This window comes from Streptococcus sp. SM3, from assembly GCF_027497875.1.
In genome coordinates this window covers 1-15,217 of record NZ_JAJNSA010000059.1, presented here as the reverse complement: position 1 = coordinate 15,217, position 15,217 = coordinate 1, and the positions used below count along the sequence as shown (strand labels likewise).

Genomic DNA, 15,217 nt, shown 5'->3' with positions numbered 1-15,217 from the left:
TTGTGATTTATGATAAGCACAGCTATATTTTGAAAATTTCTGTTTCACCAAACCATACTTCTCTAAAATATCCTTTAACCATTGAGGTTCTTGCCCAGGAGCCTTAATTTCCATGATCACGAAGTCATCCTCTAGTAGAGGTTCTCCTTTCTTCCCATCAAAAAGGCTAACAGCCTGGTCTCGAAAGACTAAGTTTTGATCGATTGTCACGCGAATCTTCTGATAAGGATAACCCTGAATGGATTTCTTTTCTTTGAGAGACAGACGATCATAGTAAATGAACATCCGTGGTTCCAATCGATGACCATAACGTTTGCGCAATCTCTGAATCTCTTGCACTAAGTCTGGATCTTGTATCTGATGATCTACTTTCCCATCTGTCATCAAGTTGATAATGGCTTGCGAAGTGGCGACTAGACGGAATTTATGGCCAATTCCTTCTTCATCTTTTGACTTCACCTCTAGAAATACCGGACTGTCTGCTTGAGGTGTTTCTATATAAGTCCGCATACGTATTTTTTCACGGCGGTGTTGTTTGGCAAGAGCATCTTGAATAACCTCAAAATTTTCCGTATCAAAATAAATGTTTGAAATAGTTGAAGTTGGATAATCATCTTCTACGACGTATTTTTTTAAGTCTTTGATCAAGTCTTTTACGTCATCTTTTGCGACGATATATTTTGTTTCGATTCGTTTAAAACTTGTCTCAATTGTTTTTTTCATGTTTCTACTCCTTTAAGGGGGGATATTGCTTCTAATCTTCAGTAAGTATGGATACGACTTACGTGTTTTCTAGTTTAATGGGACTTTCTTAACTGGTCATTAAGCCAAACTTAAAGAAAACTAAAGTTAAGATTCCTTTCAGAAAAACTTTAGGAAACTTTCAGCTAGCAACTTTAGACTAGGAGCATATCAATTGAACGAGAGGAAAAGCTCATGAAATCAAACAAATGGAAATTTTTATTAACGGGGGCCGCAACCCTCACCCTACTAACAGCGTGTAGCCAAGCATCATCTCAATCAGCTACAACAAACGCAACAACAACTGCTTCTAGTGTCTCAAAGAAAACGACTAAAACCAAGCAATCTGACTATTTTACCGAAAAAGATTCAGACACCTCATATGATGAAAGTAAAGCATCTATTGTCAAACTATCTGGCTCGTCTGCAACTGTTTCAGGGGATGGCGTAGCCGTTTCTGGATCAACTGTGACTATCTCGAAGGCCGGAACTTATGTCATCTCTGGTGAATCCGATGGGGTTCAAATCAAAGTCGAAGCAGGTGACTCAGATGATGTTCATATCGTCTTAAAAGGTGTTACTATGTCCAACACCAACGCACCAATTTCTGCTACGAAAGCGGGGCATGTCTACCTGACTCTAGCAAATGGCACGACCAATACCTTGTCTGATTCAAGTTCAAACAGTGATGAAGATGCCGATGCGGTCATCTTCTCTAAAGGCGACCTCACCATCAATGGTTCGGGTACGCTCAACATCGATGCCAAGAAGAACAACGGGATAAAGGCCAATGACACTCTCCACATCACGGGTGGAACCTATAAAATCACAGCTGTAGGAGATGCCCTCAATGTCAATGACGAACTCAATATCACTGGCACGACCATGACCATTGACGCAGATGAAGATGCGGTCAAGGTGGATAATGATGAAGATACTTCGGTCGGAACCATGTACCTTTCAGATAACAAAATGACCATCACAGCAGGAGACGATGGCATCCATGCTTCTGGTGATCTGATCATCGATAGCGGAACCTATCAGGTAACCGAGTCTGTCGAAGGTCTCGAAGGAAAATCGATCACCATTAACGGTGGAGATATCACCATCTATGCAACCGATGACGGGGTCAATGCGGCTAATGCTAATGCCAACCAAGATGAAATTTTCTTCACCATGAATGGTGGAACTCTCAACGTTGAAGTTGGCCAAGGGGATACCGATCCAATCGACTCAAACGGTAATGTCACTGTGACTGGAGGAACCATCAATTTAACAGGGCAATCCGGCTTTGACTTTGATGGTACTGCTACCTATACCGGTGGAGATATCTATATCAATGGTGAAAAACAAACAGAAATTGTCAATTCCATGCCTGGAGGCGGTGGTGCTCCCGGCGGTGGCGGACCTCAAGGTGGTGGACCTGGAGGCGGACATCCATAACAACAAATAAAGGCAGGATTTCTTCCTGACCTTTTTTTGTTCCTCTTTTTATGATAGAATAGAAAATCAATCAACTTGTTGAAAGGAATATGATGAAAAAACAGACACTACCTCTTTTCTTCACACTCTTGCTGTCTCTTCTTTTTCTATCAGCCTGTGTGCCGGACCTTAAGATCAATTTTAAACAAGTGCCTACTACTACCAGCTCAAAAAAGAAAACCACTAAAAAAAGTAGCTCGAGTCGTTCAACTAGCTCAACTAGCACAGGTAATTCCTCTAGCTCTCCCTCAACTACTACGGAGACCACTTCTGACATCATCACAACCGAAGGGCTCCCTAGAAATGCCCAAGAAGCACCCAAGGATAAAATTTATGCAACAGGGAACTTAAAAGTAGCCTACTCTAGAAATGACGACAATATTTTTGTACAAACGCCGGATTATGAAGGGTATACCACTGCTCTTGTCCAAAAAATCCTTGGAAATCCAGAAAAACAAATAACAGACCCTGCTTATATTAGCGAATCTTTTCAAAATATTGAACTAGAAAATATTAAAAATCTCTACCGTAAGGGGAAAATTACAGAAGAACAAGCTCATGCCTTTTTATTGGGAGCTGTTGATCTGAAACAAGCTTCTAAATTCGGAGTAGATTACACCATTTACACCTATAAAAACAACACCATCCAACTGGTCTTTGAAAACGACCAACTCCTCTATATTACGCCAAATCCTGATGTTGTCTTCTTTAAATAATGAATATTCTCGCTTAAACAAGCGAGAATTTTTGTTTCACATGAAACAAAAAACTCTCAACTCCAAATGAGTTGAGAGTTCTTGACGATTAGTCCTCTTCATATTTTTTTGGATTGTAAAACCACATCCCTAGTCCCGCAAATAGAGCAATAGTCATCAGAAGAAAGACGACTTGATTTCCAATTTCTCCTGTCATCGAAATCGTTTGACGAAGACCAGAGACGGTATAGCTCATTGGCAAGAATGGATGAATGGCTTGGAAAAAGCCATTTGTCAAAGCAAGAGGATAAGTTCCTGCACTAGAAGCCAATTGCAAAAGCAAGAGGATCAAAGAGAGGAAAGCACCGACCTTTCTTTGCCATGTTGTTAAAGCGGTCACGATAGACATGAAGGCTACACTACCGATCACACAAAGGAAGAGGGTAGCCATCTCATGATTGGCAGATAAACCAATCAAGTGAACAGCACCATAGACCAAGATTCCTGCAACCACCGCAATGGTTCCATTGACCTCAAAGCGAGATTTAAACCATGCCCAACGACTTTCAGGATGACGACCGGATGGCAATTTTGCAAAGATCATATTGGTTGACAAGGCACAAACAAAGAGTGCTACCGAGATCATATAAGGAGCCATTCCGACACCATTCACAGGAACATTATCATGGTCTGTTTTAGAAGTCGTAACAGGATTGGCTAAGGTTTTTGCGTTTTCTTTTTCAGTTGTAGCCACATTCAATTGTCCCTTAGCATCGTTTAATCCTTGACTCAAGGTTTGGCTTCCTGTTGCTAATTCACCTAAACCGTTTGTCAATGTTTGGCCACCCGTTGCTAATTTGCTGGATCCTTCTGAGATTTGATTTGCTCCGTCAGCTAGTTTATCAGCCCCCGTCACCAATTGTCCTGATTTCTCTGTCAACTGGTTGACACCTGTGACAAGTTTGTTGACACCACCTGCCAACTCTGGAGTTTTGCTGTTCAATTGCCCTACACCATCAGCTAATTTTTCAGCTCCAACAACCAATTCACTAGACTTACCTGTTAATTGTGTTGCTCCTGAAGCCAGTTGATTCATACCTGATGTCAAAGCAGGCATCTTACCATTTAACTCACCTAGTCCAGAAGCTAATTGATTGCTTCCTGCAAGCAATTCCGATGATTTACTATCTAGTTGGCCAACACCTGCTGCTAACTGACTAGCACCATCTGTTAAAGTGCTACTATTGGTCTGAAGTTGGCTTGCCCCACTAGCGATTTTATCAACACCAGCTGTATAAGCGCCGATCCCTTGACTGATGGTTTGGCTAGCTGGCAACAATTGTCCACTAACTGCGGATTGGATCTTAGACAAGCCACTTGACAAGTCTGTCAAGGTAGAAGAAGCTGTTGGTAAAACTTGATTGGCTGCAGTTTGCAACTGTGTTAAGCTATTTCCTGTATTGAAACTACCTTGGATCGTTTGGATCGTTGTCAAGATCCCTTGAGCTGCTGTTTCACTCGAGCTTGGGCTCGATGAGATCGCTGCACTGATTTCCGCTTGTTGATCAGCTGTCATTGCTTGATAAGCTGCTGTCCCTTGCACACTTCCAAGGGCATTTGCACGATCCGCTTGGGCTGAAGCAAGGATCGCTTGAGCTGAATTCGCAATACTCGTCAATCCAGACGAAAGTTGGCTGGTATCTACTGAAGCATTTTGAATCGCTGCATTTAATTGGTTTAAACCAGCTGCCAATTGATCAATCTGAGCAGATTGGCTTGTAGAAGCTTGTAGCTGGCTTGATAATGTTTGAATACCTGATTCTAATTGAGAAACCCCATTTCGAAGGGTAGCAGATTGACTACTTAATTGACCCGCTCCTTCTGATAATGATGCAACTCCATTTGTATAGGTTACTAAACCATTTGAAAAGTTAGATAGGCCCGAATTCAATTGACGTACGCCATTGGTATAATTCCCAAGACCATCATTGAGGGTCCCCATACCACTGGTTAATTGACCAACTCCTGAAGCTAACTGAGGGGTTTGACTCGCCATTTGATTGAGACCATTTCCTAATCGATCCACTCCGGTAGCGTAAGCCATCAAGCCTGTATTAAAAGTACCAAACCCATTATTTAATTGATTGACGCCAGATACCAAGTTTGGAAGTTGACCAGCCATTTGATTGAGACCATTTCCTAATTGACCAACACCATCTGTATAGGCTGCTAGACCTGTACGAAGAGTAGTCGCACCATCTGAAAATGCTAAGCTTGAACGAGCCAATGTATTCAAATTAGTAGATAGTGTTTGACCACCATCTTCCAATTTACTTGCACCATCTGCTAATTTAGCACTTCCATCTGCCGCTGTCCCCATACCAGTTTTAAGCGATCCCATTTTAGAAAATAAAGCTGTTGTATAAGTATTGGTCACTTTTTCAGCCACTGACTGCTTCATCTTTGTCATCGCAGTGTCGCTCATTTTCCCTGCGATAAAACTATGACCACTGGATGTTTGGTAATCAATGGTCATCTGTTCCGGATGATTGGTTAAGATGGAGCTAGCTTTCTTTGAAAGATCCTCAGGCAGGGTTACAATCATATAATAATCGCCATTTTTAAGACCATCTTTCGCAGCTTTCTCATCTACAAAATGAAAATCAAGTGAGTCATTGTCCTTCAAATTGGACACCATGTCTTTTCCTATTTCCATCTTTTGTCCATTATATGTAGCAGATTGATCCTTATTGACAACCGCTACAGGAAGATCCGAAACTTGGCCATATGGATCCCACATGGAAGATAGAAAAATAATATTATAAAGAGCTGGAATCAAAGCAACTCCAATCATGACAATGATAAATGTTGGCTTTTTAAGAATAGCCTTCCATTCTTTCATCATATTTTTTGTCTCCTTTTTATACACATTGTCTAAATTTCTGATATAATAGATTATACAGTTTCTAGAAATTTTCACAAGTAGGAAATCTTTATTTTTAGACACTGTGTATAATTTTGTGCAAAAAGGATTAACAGATGACTGAGAGCAATAAACGATTAAAAACAAAACGAAATATCGAGGAGGCGATGGTTCGACTACTCGAAAAGGAATCATTCGACCAAATCACAACGGTTGAGTTAGCACAAGAATCCGGCATTAGTCGCTCTAGCTTTTATACCCACTATCGAGACAAGTACGATATGATCGAGCGCTACCAACAAGCACTCTTTCACAAGCTTGAATATATCTTTGACAAACACCAAGACGACAAGCGCCAAGCGATTACAGAAGTGTTCGAATTCCTAACCAAGGAGCCACTCTTTGCAGTTCTTCTGACAGAGAATGGAACCAAAGAGATCCAAACCTTCTTACGACATAAATTACAGATTCTTCTGGTTGATAGTTTGCAAGAGCGCTATAGTCATAAATCATTAACAGATATTGAAAGAGTCTACAGTTCTGTCTATCTGACCAATGCCTTCTTCGGAGTCTGTCAGATGTGGGTTTCGCGCGGAAAAAAAGAAAGTCCTCAACAAATGGCTGAATTTTTAATGAAAATGTTACGGTAACAGTCTCTCCTGATCGATCTAGATCAGGAGTTTTTTTATTAGCAGGTTTAGGTTTTAAGAAAACAAAAAGGGGAGCAAAGCCAGAAATCAACCCTTTAAGACAAAATAAAAAGCCCACTGTAGTAGGCTTTCTGCAAAGTATATCTTAAAATTAAAGCATTTTGTTGTAGAATTCAACGACAAGTGCTTCGTTGATTTCTGGGTTGATTTCATCGCGTTCTGGAAGGCGAGTCAATGAACCTTCAAGTTTGTCAGCATCGAATGATACGAATGCTGGACGTCCAAGAGTTGCTTCAACAGCTTCAAGGATCGCTGGAACTTTAGCTGATTTTTCGCGAACTGAGATCACTTGACCTGGAGTTACACGGTATGAAGGGATATCAACGCGTTTTCCGTCAACAAGGATGTGACCGTGGTTAACGAATTGACGAGCTTGACGACGAGTAGTCGCAAGTCCAAGACGGTAAACAACGTTATCCAAACGACGTTCCAAAAGAAGCATGAAGTTGAAACCGACAGTTCCTTCTTTAACTTTAGTAGCTTGTACGAACAAGTTACGGAATTGTTTTTCACCAAGTCCGTAAGAGAAACGAAGTTTTTGTTTTTCAGCTAATTGCAAACCGTATTCTGACAATTTTGAACGGTTGTTTGGTCCGTGTTGACCTGGTACGTAGTTACGACGTGCCAATTCTTTACCTGTACCTGTAAGTGACAAGCCAAGACGGCGAGATTGTTTCCAAGATGGTCCTGTATAACGTGACATGTAAAATGTCCTCCTATAAAAATAATTTTTGTAGGAAATAACGTTTTAGACAAACCTGATTCGTTCAGAAAGCCTTCGCCCAAACAGCAAAGGTTACTTTTCTAGCTGGCTTCCTGTTGACGAGCTTCATTTTGTCCTGCTGTTATTTCGCACAAATTCTATTCTATCACGGAATAGAGACTTTGTAAAGTCCTTCAAAACAATTTCAATGAAATTCAGACAATAATTCTATGATTCGTTTTTTATATTGCAATTGTTGCCAGTCTCTATCCGTTGCTGGATCCCATTTTAAAGGAAGATCTGCAACAATTTCTCCAGGATTATGATTCAAGATATAGACCCGGTCACTCAATGTCAAAGCTTCTTCGATACTATGAGTGATCAAAAGAGTGGTGAGACCAAGACGTTCCTTGCTTTCCAGATACCATTGATAAAGATCCTGCCTTGTCAATTCATCTAAAGCACTAAAAGCTTCATCTAATAGGAAAACAGAATGACCCAGAAGATAGGTTCTCAATAGCGCCACCCGTTGCCGCATCCCCCCACTCAGCGCATTAGGATAATGGTTGGCGATACTTCCCAACTTAAATTCCTCTAACAATTTTATAGCTGTAGATGTCGCCTCTTCCTTAGGTATTTTTTTTAATTGAAGGGGAAGAATAATATTTCCCAATACTGTCTTATGTTCTAACAAAAGATCCTTTTGTAACATATAACTGACTTTCCCAAAAGAGACAGGGGCATCATCTACTTCTATAGACCCCTTTTGCAAGGGAAGGATCCCAGCAATTAAATTGAACAAGGTCGATTTCCCAACCCCACTGGGACCTAAAATAGATACGATCTCTCCTTTTTGCACTTCTAGTGATACATTATTTAAAACTGCTTTATCTCCAAATGAGAAACTTACATCTTTTACTGTTAAAATATCAGTCACCTACCAATTCATTTGTGAAACCTTTGTCTCTTAAGTCATTTGAAACCAATCCTTGCTCTTTTGCCCAAGCATAAAAATCATTCCACCGTTTGGGGTCAAACTGCCCCCATTTGTTTTTATCTGAAGCATACTGACTGGAAAGATATTTTTGAGAAGCTAGGACAAAATCACGCTGGTTGGCCAAGGCAGGGGCCTGTTTGATCAAGATATCCGCAGCTTCTTCTGGATGCTCTATAGCATATTGGTAACCCTTTTTCACCGCTTGAATGAATTTTTTTGCTTCCTCTTTATGAGACTTCAAATAGTCATTGTTAGCAATAATAACAGGAGAATAATAGTCAAATGCAGGGACAAAATCTTTCATATAAAAGAAATTGGTCTTCATTCCCTTTTGCTCAGCTAGAATTCCATCCCAACCATGATAAATCCAAGCAGCATCAAAGACCTTATTTTCAATTGGTGTAATGGAATTTGAATCACTATTTGGAACCAATTTTACTTGATTAAAATCAGCACCTTCTTTTTTCATCATCGATTTGATCATTTCCAACTCAATTGGATCATTCCAGGTGCCATACCGCTTACCAACCAAATCTTTTGGACTTGTGATCGCTGCATCTTTTCTTGAAATAATCCCTGACGTATTGTGTTCGACGATAGCTGCAACAGCGGTAATACCCGCACCTTTATCCAATTTCTTGGCCATAGAATCTTGGAAATAAATACCAAATGGAGCTTTCCCATTTATAATCAAATCAGAACTACTGTCTTCCGGGGGAAGTTTTATATCTACATCCAGTCCTGCATCTTTAAAGTAGCCTTTTTCCTTTGCTACATAGAGACCTGTATGATTGGTATTCGGGGTCCAATCTAGAATAAAATCAATCTTCGTTTCATTACTTGACGATTTTTTGACAGAATTTTGACAAGCAACCAAAAAAACAACTCCACAAATAATTGATAAAGCCAAAGCTAACTGCTTCTTCATAAGAAATACCTCTTTTACATTATTGTCAATTTATTTTTACACTATTTACAAGTTTGTCAACCCTTTTTCCACTTCAAAATGCGTTTTTCTAATTGGTCAACGAGAAACATACCGAGTAAACTAATAGCAGAAATTAATACAATGATCGCAAACATTGTATCATACTGAAACAACTTCTTCGATTGGATCATATAAACTCCCAATCCATCAAACCCTCCTAACCATTCTGAAACTACCGTACTGATAAAAGCATAGGAAACGCTCACACGTAAACCTGCAAAAAAATAAGGAAGGGCTGCAGGAATTTTGTAATGGACTAAAGTCTGAAAGCGATTGGCTTGCATAATCTGAAACAATCTCAGAATATCTTGATCGCAATGTCGAAAACCATCTAAGAAACTAACTACAATGGGAAACACTACCGTAATAATGATCAAAATTAGTTTTGGAAGCATACCATACCCAAACCAAAGAACCAGGATAGGGGCCAAGGCAATCGTCGGAATGGTTTGAATAACAACCATAAAAGGATAAACCAGATCATTCACCCATTGAAAACTATCCATGAGAATCGCTAAGCCAGCAGCCAAAAGAACGCCTATAACAAGTCCGATCAAGGCTACTTGAAGAGTAGACAAACTGTGATGCATCAGAAGCACTCGATCTCGTACAAAGGCATTCCCAATTTCAAGTGGCGTTGGTAATACAAATTTGGGGAGGATTTTTAAAACTCCTGCTAACTGCCATAAGACAAGAAGACTGCTAAAACCTGCAAATCCTATCAATTGTTTTGAATATCTTTTTACAAGAGACATCGTAACCTCCTTTCTCACAAATAAAAAACGCCTCCAAAATAGGAGACGGATTGCACAAGGTCACTCATAACGAAAAATAAATTTCATTTGTTTCCTACGCTGGCATTACCCAGATCAGGTGCGGTCGAAGCTTACACTTCCTCTCAGACTGTACACAGACTCCCATATGTATTTATTATAATAACTGATTTAGACGATAAAAGCAAGAAATTAATCCAAATAACGAATTAAATTCTTCTCTGTTAAAATATCTGAATAGGTGTAAGACTCCACGTATGTATTGGCCGGTTCACCTGGTAAGCTATTGTCGTTCGTATACTCGATAATAAATAAAGAAGGATAGACCTCAATCAAGCGTCCGAATTTATTTTTTTGACGTTTCCGTCCATTTTCAAGTGTCATTTCAACCACTTGTCCTTCATGAGCCTTGATCTCTTCTTTAATTTTTTTCATTTTTGCAACATCTGTAAATGCATCACTCATCTTATTGATCCTCTCTCTTTGAAATGCTTGAGAATTTATTGTATTCCTTTTGGAAAATTAATTCTACTGTTCCACGCGCACCTGAACGGTTTTTCTCTATAATCACTTCAACCGTATTATTGGGCATGCCATCTTCTTCCTCTTCACCAGCCCGATCATAATAATCATCTCGATACAAGAAGGCAACAATATCCGCATCCTGCTCAATGGATCCAGATTCACGAATATCAGAAAGAACAGGACGTTTATCTTGGCGCTGTTCCACACCACGTGACAGCTGACTCAAAGCAATAACAGGTACTTTTAGTTCCTTGGCCAAAATCTTTAACTGACGGGAAATTTCTGAAACTTCCTGTTGACGGTTTTCTCTTCCAGTCCCTGTAATCAGCTGCAGGTAGTCAATCAGAATAAGACCGAGATTGCCTGTTTCCTGCGCTAATTTTCTTGCTCTCGAACGAATCTCAGTGATCCGAATTCCTGGCGTATCATCGATGTAAATACTCGCATTGGCCAAATTTCCTTGAGCAATGGCATACTTTCGCCACTCTTCATCCGTCAATTGACCTGTACGAATCGAATGGGATTCAATCAAGCCTTCAGCTGCTAACATCCGGTCGACCAAACTTTCAGCACCCATTTCTAATGAGAAAATAGCCACTGTCTTATCCAACTTGGTTCCGATATTTTGTGCAATATTTAGAGCAAAGGCTGTTTTCCCTACTGCAGGACGAGCTGCTAAAATGATCAACTCTTCCTCATGTAGCCCCGTCGTCATATGGTCCAAATCGCGATAGCCTGTCGCAATACCCGTAATATCAGTGGTTTGAAGCGAGCGGGCTTCTAAGCTACCAAAATTTATATTTAAGATGTCTCGAATATTTTTAAATCCACTACGATTTGCGTTTTCACTAACATCAATCAGAGCTTTTTCAGCACCCGCAATGATTTCATCTGAAGGACTTGCACCATCATAAGCTTGATTAATACTTTCCGTTAATCGAGAGATCAACCGACGTAAGACAGCTTTTTCGGCAACAATCTTCGCGTAATACTCTGCGTTAGCTGAAGTTGGTACCGAATTAATGACTTCAACCAAATAGGAGAGACCGCCAATATTTTGGAGATCCCCCTGACTATCTAAAATATTTCGAACAGTCGTTGCATCAATCGCATCCCCGCGGTCAGCTAGATCGATCATGGCTTTAAAAATCAAACGGTGCGAGTACTTAAAGAAATCGCCAGGCTCGATATATTCACGAACAAAGACCAATTTCCCCTCATCAATAAAGATGGCTCCCAACACTGATTGCTCCGCTTGGATATCCTGAGGTTGTGTTCGTAATTCCTCTATCTCAGCCATAAAAAAACCTTTCTATCGATCGTGTTTATCCTTCGTTTACACGAATATTAATCACACCTGTAACATCTTGATAAATTTTTACAGGGACGTCAATCAAACCTGTTGAACGAATTGGAGAGGAAACTTGGATATGACGTTTATCAATTTTAATGCCAAATTGTTTCTCAAGCTCTTCTGCAATCTTTTTATTGGTAATAGAGCCGAAGGTACGGCCATCTGGCCCAATTTTTTCAGTAAATTGAACAACAGTTGCTTCTTCTTCTAATTTTGCTTTAATCTTTTGCGCTTCCGCTAACAATTCAGCATGCGCTTTTTCTTCTGACTTTTGCTTTCCACGAAGTTCACCGATTGCTTGGGCATTGGCTTCTTTCGCAAGATTTTTCTTGATCAAAAAGTTTTGTGCATAACCAGTAGGTACTTCTTTAATTTCGCCTTTTTTACCTTTACCTTTTACATCCGCTAAGAAAATAACTTTCATTCTACATTCTCCTTTTCAATAGTTACTTCGTTTTCAATAGTCTCAATCAGTTGTTGACGAATACTCATCAAATCTTGACCCTCAATTTGAGAGGCTGCCGAGTTGAAATGACCTCCTCCGCCAAGCTGTTCCATGATACGCTGTACATTGACTTTGCTTCGACTTCGTGCAGAAATCGAGACAGTCCCACTTTGATTACAAGCAATGACAAAGGTTGCTTCCACCTCAGACATGGCTAGCATACTATCAGCTGCTTTACTAATAGTTACTGAATCATAGGCTTTAGTCGTATTGGCACAAGCTACGATGATATGTGGCAAAATCTTTTCACCAGTCAAGATCAGTTCGTTCACTTCGCGGTACTCATCAAACTGAATCGCAGAGATCTCCTGGATGGTTACACTATCACTACCTCTTGAACGAAGGTAACTCGCCACATCAAAGGTCCGACTCGTAACACGTGCGGAGAAGTTCTTAGTATCCAGCATAATCCCAGCCATCAAGACACTAGCTTGAATCTTCGTTAACCGATTTTTCTTCGACTTCTGGAACTGAATAAGTTCACTAACCAATTCGCTCGCACTACTTGCTCCACTTTCAATATAGGTGATCAGAACATTTTCAGGGAAATCATCATCCCGACGGTGATGGTCAATGACAATAATCTGTTGAAATTCCTGATAAAACTCTTTTGAAAGAGTCAAGGCTGTCTTAGAATGGTCAACCATAATTAACAAAGAGCGATCCGTCACCATTTGCATGGCTTCCTCTAGGGGAAGGATTTTCGTCACCTGCTCTTCTTCTAGTTTCGCAATTGCTCTTGAAATATCACTAGCCATTGCATGCGGGTCATAGACCACATAAGAGGAAGCCAAAATATTGCTAGAGAAAAACTGCATCCCCACAGACGCTCCTAAAGCGTCCATATCCAAGTTTCTATGCCCAACAATGAAAACTTGATCAACGGATTTAATTTTATCCGAAATAGCTGTCATCATAGCGCGTGTGCGAGTCCGAGTCCGCTTCACAGCCGAAGCTGTTCCACCACCAAAGAAAATAGGGTTTTTCTGTTCATCATTTTCTTTGACTACTGCTTGATCCCCACCACGAACTTCCGCAAGGTTTAGGTTCAAGAGAGCCACTTTACCAATCTCATCATGCTCCCCGTCACCATACGAGAATCCCATACTTAAGGTAATAGGTAGCTCACGATTTTTAGCTTCTTCACGGAATTGATCGATGACAGAAAATTTTGATTCCATCAACTGTTCTAAGACCGTGTAGTCTGTAAACAAATAGAAACGATCCATCCCCACACGTCTGTAAAACATATGGTAATGAGCTGTAAACTCTTCTACAAAGTTGGCAATAAAACTATTGATATTGCTAATATCAGAGTCTGAAATGACATCTTCTAGATCATCATAGTTATCAACAGAAATAATACCGATAACGGGACGAGTTGTCACCAATCCCACAGTTGCTTCATACTCACTTGAAACATCAAAAAAGTAAACAACACTAGACGTCTGATCAAAGTAAACAGAATATTTCTTATCGGCTACAGTGACATAATGACCTTTATCCTCAAACAGAGTATTGAGTAACTTTTTCAAGGATTCAACATCAAAGTCCCCATCATCTGTTGAAAAAATCAATTCAGCATAAGGGTTGAACCACTCTACTTCATTTGTCTCTTCATTAATTTTGATAACTCCAACAGGCATTTTATCAAGGAGGGATGCTAATCCGCTTTCTGCCTGATGGTTAACGTATTGTATTTGTTCTAATTCATCTAACTCTGAAATTTGTAACTGGTATTCAAATAAAGCAATCAATCCAGCTAAGACTAAAAAAATTGCAATGAGAGTTACATAGCCTTTGCCAAAGATTCTTAAAAAAATTGCTAAAATTGCAAATGAAATAAAACCAATTAACACATAATGGATGAACGATAAACGAAATTTTTTCATCATAAACCTCTTCTCGGAATTATACCATAAATAGAGGCAAAAAGCGAGGTTTCTCTCTATATTACAGAGAAGATCGACCTGTAAAAGCTCTTCCTCGGCTTCACTACTTTGTAAACAAGGTTTACAACTGTGTAAATAGTAACAACAGATTTCAATCCATAAAATTGAGGCTGAAACATCATCTCAGCCCCATTTGATTAGTGGTTTGCTTTGTTTTTGGAGATACTACGAGATTTACCTTCCAAGTAAACCATTAAAATAGAGATATCCGCTGGATTGACACCTGAGATACGACTTGCTTGACCAATCGTTTCTGGATTAATTAATTTAAATTTTTGACGCGCTTCGGTTGCAATAGAGTCAATATCATCCCAGTCAATATTCGCAGGAATTCGTTTTTCTTCCATACGCTTCATTTTTTCGACTTGGTCCATTGCTTTTGAAATATAGCCTTCGTATTTAATTTCAGTTTCAATCAATTCAATGATTTTATCATCCAGTTCTTCAGCTGCAGGACCGATAAATTCTACCACATCTTGGTAAGAGACTTCTGGTCTTCGCAAGAATTCTTTAGCAGTGACAGCATCTGTCAATGGTTTAAAGCCCATTGCAGCAACCTTCTCATTGGTTTCCTTTACAGGCTTTAACTTAATGCTATCCAAACGCTTCATCTCGTTTTCAAACTGATACTTCTTGGTTTCGAAACGTTGCCAACGTTCATCATCTACCAATCCAATTGCTCGTCCCATTTCTGTCAAGCGCATATCTGCATTGTCATGACGCAAAATCAGACGGTATTCTGCACGGCTTGTTAACAAACGATACGGTTCGATCGTTCCCTTTGTTACCAAATCATCGATCATGACCCCAATATAACCATCACTGCGTTTCAAAATGAGTTCCGGTTTTCCTTGGATTTTTAGAGCCGC

Annotated in this window: 13 protein-coding genes, 1 pseudogene and 1 riboswitch; of the genes and pseudogenes, 3 read left to right on the top strand and 11 right to left on the bottom strand. The window is 39.8% G+C overall.

Annotation, left to right across the window (positions count from 1 at the left end):
• Window positions 1-723 (bottom strand): polyphosphate polymerase domain-containing protein (locus tag PAN06_RS09160; protein ID WP_269796142.1); only part of this gene is annotated, 723 nt, incomplete at its 3' end.
• Between the two features lie 213 nt (window positions 724-936).
• Here PAN06_RS09160 and PAN06_RS09155 point away from each other — a divergent pair.
• On the top strand, window positions 937-2,184 hold the full coding sequence (locus PAN06_RS09155) for a carbohydrate-binding domain-containing protein (RefSeq protein ID WP_118396232.1): 1,248 nt from the start codon (window positions 937-939) through the stop codon (window positions 2,182-2,184).
• A 92-nt stretch (window positions 2,185-2,276) separates the two neighbouring features.
• The gene (locus PAN06_RS09150; protein ID WP_118396230.1) at window positions 2,277-2,939 is read left to right on the top strand and encodes a DUF4947 domain-containing protein; all 663 of its coding nucleotides are present in this window, start codon (window positions 2,277-2,279) and stop codon (window positions 2,937-2,939) included.
• A gap of 88 nt (window positions 2,940-3,027) precedes the next feature.
• Here the strand turns inward: PAN06_RS09150 and PAN06_RS09145 are convergent, their stop codons facing one another.
• Window positions 3,028-5,823 carry a YhgE/Pip domain-containing protein gene (locus tag PAN06_RS09145; protein ID WP_269796141.1) on the bottom strand — a complete coding sequence of 932 codons (2,796 nt, stop codon included), beginning with the start codon at window positions 5,821-5,823 and terminating at the stop codon, window positions 3,028-3,030.
• Window positions 5,824-5,957: 134 nt separating this feature from the next.
• Between PAN06_RS09145 and PAN06_RS09140 the strand changes: the two genes are divergently transcribed.
• On the top strand, window positions 5,958-6,491 hold the full coding sequence (locus tag PAN06_RS09140; protein WP_003001962.1) for a TetR/AcrR family transcriptional regulator: 534 nt from the start codon (window positions 5,958-5,960) through the stop codon (window positions 6,489-6,491).
• Window positions 6,492-6,642: 151 nt separating this feature from the next.
• Here the strand turns inward: PAN06_RS09140 and rpsD are convergent, their stop codons facing one another.
• From rpsD to PAN06_RS09095, 9 genes and pseudogenes are all read right to left on the bottom strand, one after another.
• Window positions 6,643-7,254, bottom strand: a complete 612-nt coding sequence (gene rpsD, locus PAN06_RS09135) for a 30S ribosomal protein S4 (RefSeq protein ID WP_269796140.1) — start codon at window positions 7,252-7,254, stop codon at window positions 6,643-6,645.
• A gap of 205 nt (window positions 7,255-7,459) precedes the next feature.
• Window positions 7,460-8,191 carry an ABC transporter ATP-binding protein gene (locus PAN06_RS09130; RefSeq protein ID WP_269796139.1) on the bottom strand — a complete coding sequence of 244 codons (732 nt, stop codon included), beginning with the start codon at window positions 8,189-8,191 and terminating at the stop codon, window positions 7,460-7,462.
• Entirely contained in the window at window positions 8,184-9,179 is a 996-nt protein-coding gene (locus PAN06_RS09125; protein ID WP_269796138.1) for an ABC transporter substrate-binding protein, read from the bottom strand. Before PAN06_RS09125 ends, PAN06_RS09130 begins: the two co-directional genes overlap by 8 nt.
• 56 nt (window positions 9,180-9,235) lie before the next feature.
• Complete coding sequence (locus PAN06_RS09120) at window positions 9,236-9,994, bottom strand: ABC transporter permease (protein ID WP_269796137.1); 759 nt, start codon at window positions 9,992-9,994, stop codon at window positions 9,236-9,238.
• 74 nt (window positions 9,995-10,068) lie between these two features.
• A riboswitch (TPP riboswitch) is annotated at window positions 10,069-10,170 on the bottom strand.
• 34 nt (window positions 10,171-10,204) lie between these two features.
• The gene (locus tag PAN06_RS09115) at window positions 10,205-10,477 is read right to left on the bottom strand and encodes a Veg family protein (protein WP_003009183.1); all 273 of its coding nucleotides are present in this window, start codon (window positions 10,475-10,477) and stop codon (window positions 10,205-10,207) included.
• A gap of 1 nt (window position 10,478) precedes the next feature.
• Window positions 10,479-11,837: a replicative DNA helicase gene (gene dnaB / locus PAN06_RS09110; RefSeq protein ID WP_070449606.1), complete on the bottom strand. Its 1,359-nt coding sequence runs from the start codon at window positions 11,835-11,837 to the stop codon at window positions 10,479-10,481.
• 25 nt (window positions 11,838-11,862) lie between these two features.
• Complete coding sequence (rplI, locus tag PAN06_RS09105) at window positions 11,863-12,315, bottom strand: 50S ribosomal protein L9 (protein WP_003002156.1); 453 nt, start codon at window positions 12,313-12,315, stop codon at window positions 11,863-11,865.
• A complete protein-coding gene (locus PAN06_RS09100) occupies window positions 12,312-14,291 on the bottom strand; it encodes a DHH family phosphoesterase (protein ID WP_080979586.1) in 1,980 nt (659 codons plus the stop codon). The genes rplI and PAN06_RS09100 overlap by 4 nt, the downstream gene beginning before the upstream one ends.
• 194 nt (window positions 14,292-14,485) lie before the next feature.
• Window positions 14,486-15,217 (bottom strand): annotated as a pseudogene (locus tag PAN06_RS09095) (tRNA uridine-5-carboxymethylaminomethyl(34) synthesis enzyme MnmG); the annotation flags it as partial.

What these genes read in the sequence shown, in the direction of transcription:
- PAN06_RS09155 (WP_118396232.1), top strand. Translation starts at nt 937, where the DNA reads ATGAAATCAAACAAATGGAAATTTTTATTAACGGGGGCCGCAACCCTC.
- PAN06_RS09150 (WP_118396230.1), top strand. Translation starts at nt 2,277, where the DNA reads ATGAAAAAACAGACACTACCTCTTTTCTTCACACTCTTGCTGTCTCTT.
- PAN06_RS09145 (WP_269796141.1), bottom strand. Translation starts at nt 5,823, where the DNA reads ATGATGAAAGAATGGAAGGCTATTCTTAAAAAGCCAACATTTATCATT.
- PAN06_RS09140 (WP_003001962.1), top strand. Translation starts at nt 5,958, where the DNA reads ATGACTGAGAGCAATAAACGATTAAAAACAAAACGAAATATCGAGGAG.
- rpsD (WP_269796140.1), bottom strand. Translation starts at nt 7,254, where the DNA reads ATGTCACGTTATACAGGACCATCTTGGAAACAATCTCGCCGTCTTGGC.
- PAN06_RS09125 (WP_269796138.1), bottom strand. Translation starts at nt 9,179, where the DNA reads ATGAAGAAGCAGTTAGCTTTGGCTTTATCAATTATTTGTGGAGTTGTT.
- PAN06_RS09120 (WP_269796137.1), bottom strand. Translation starts at nt 9,994, where the DNA reads ATGTCTCTTGTAAAAAGATATTCAAAACAATTGATAGGATTTGCAGGT.
- PAN06_RS09115 (WP_003009183.1), bottom strand. Translation starts at nt 10,477, where the DNA reads ATGAGTGATGCATTTACAGATGTTGCAAAAATGAAAAAAATTAAAGAA.
- dnaB (WP_070449606.1), bottom strand. Translation starts at nt 11,837, where the DNA reads ATGGCTGAGATAGAGGAATTACGAACACAACCTCAGGATATCCAAGCG.
- rplI (WP_003002156.1), bottom strand. Translation starts at nt 12,315, where the DNA reads ATGAAAGTTATTTTCTTAGCGGATGTAAAAGGTAAAGGTAAAAAAGGC.
- PAN06_RS09100 (WP_080979586.1), bottom strand. Translation starts at nt 14,291, where the DNA reads ATGATGAAAAAATTTCGTTTATCGTTCATCCATTATGTGTTAATTGGT.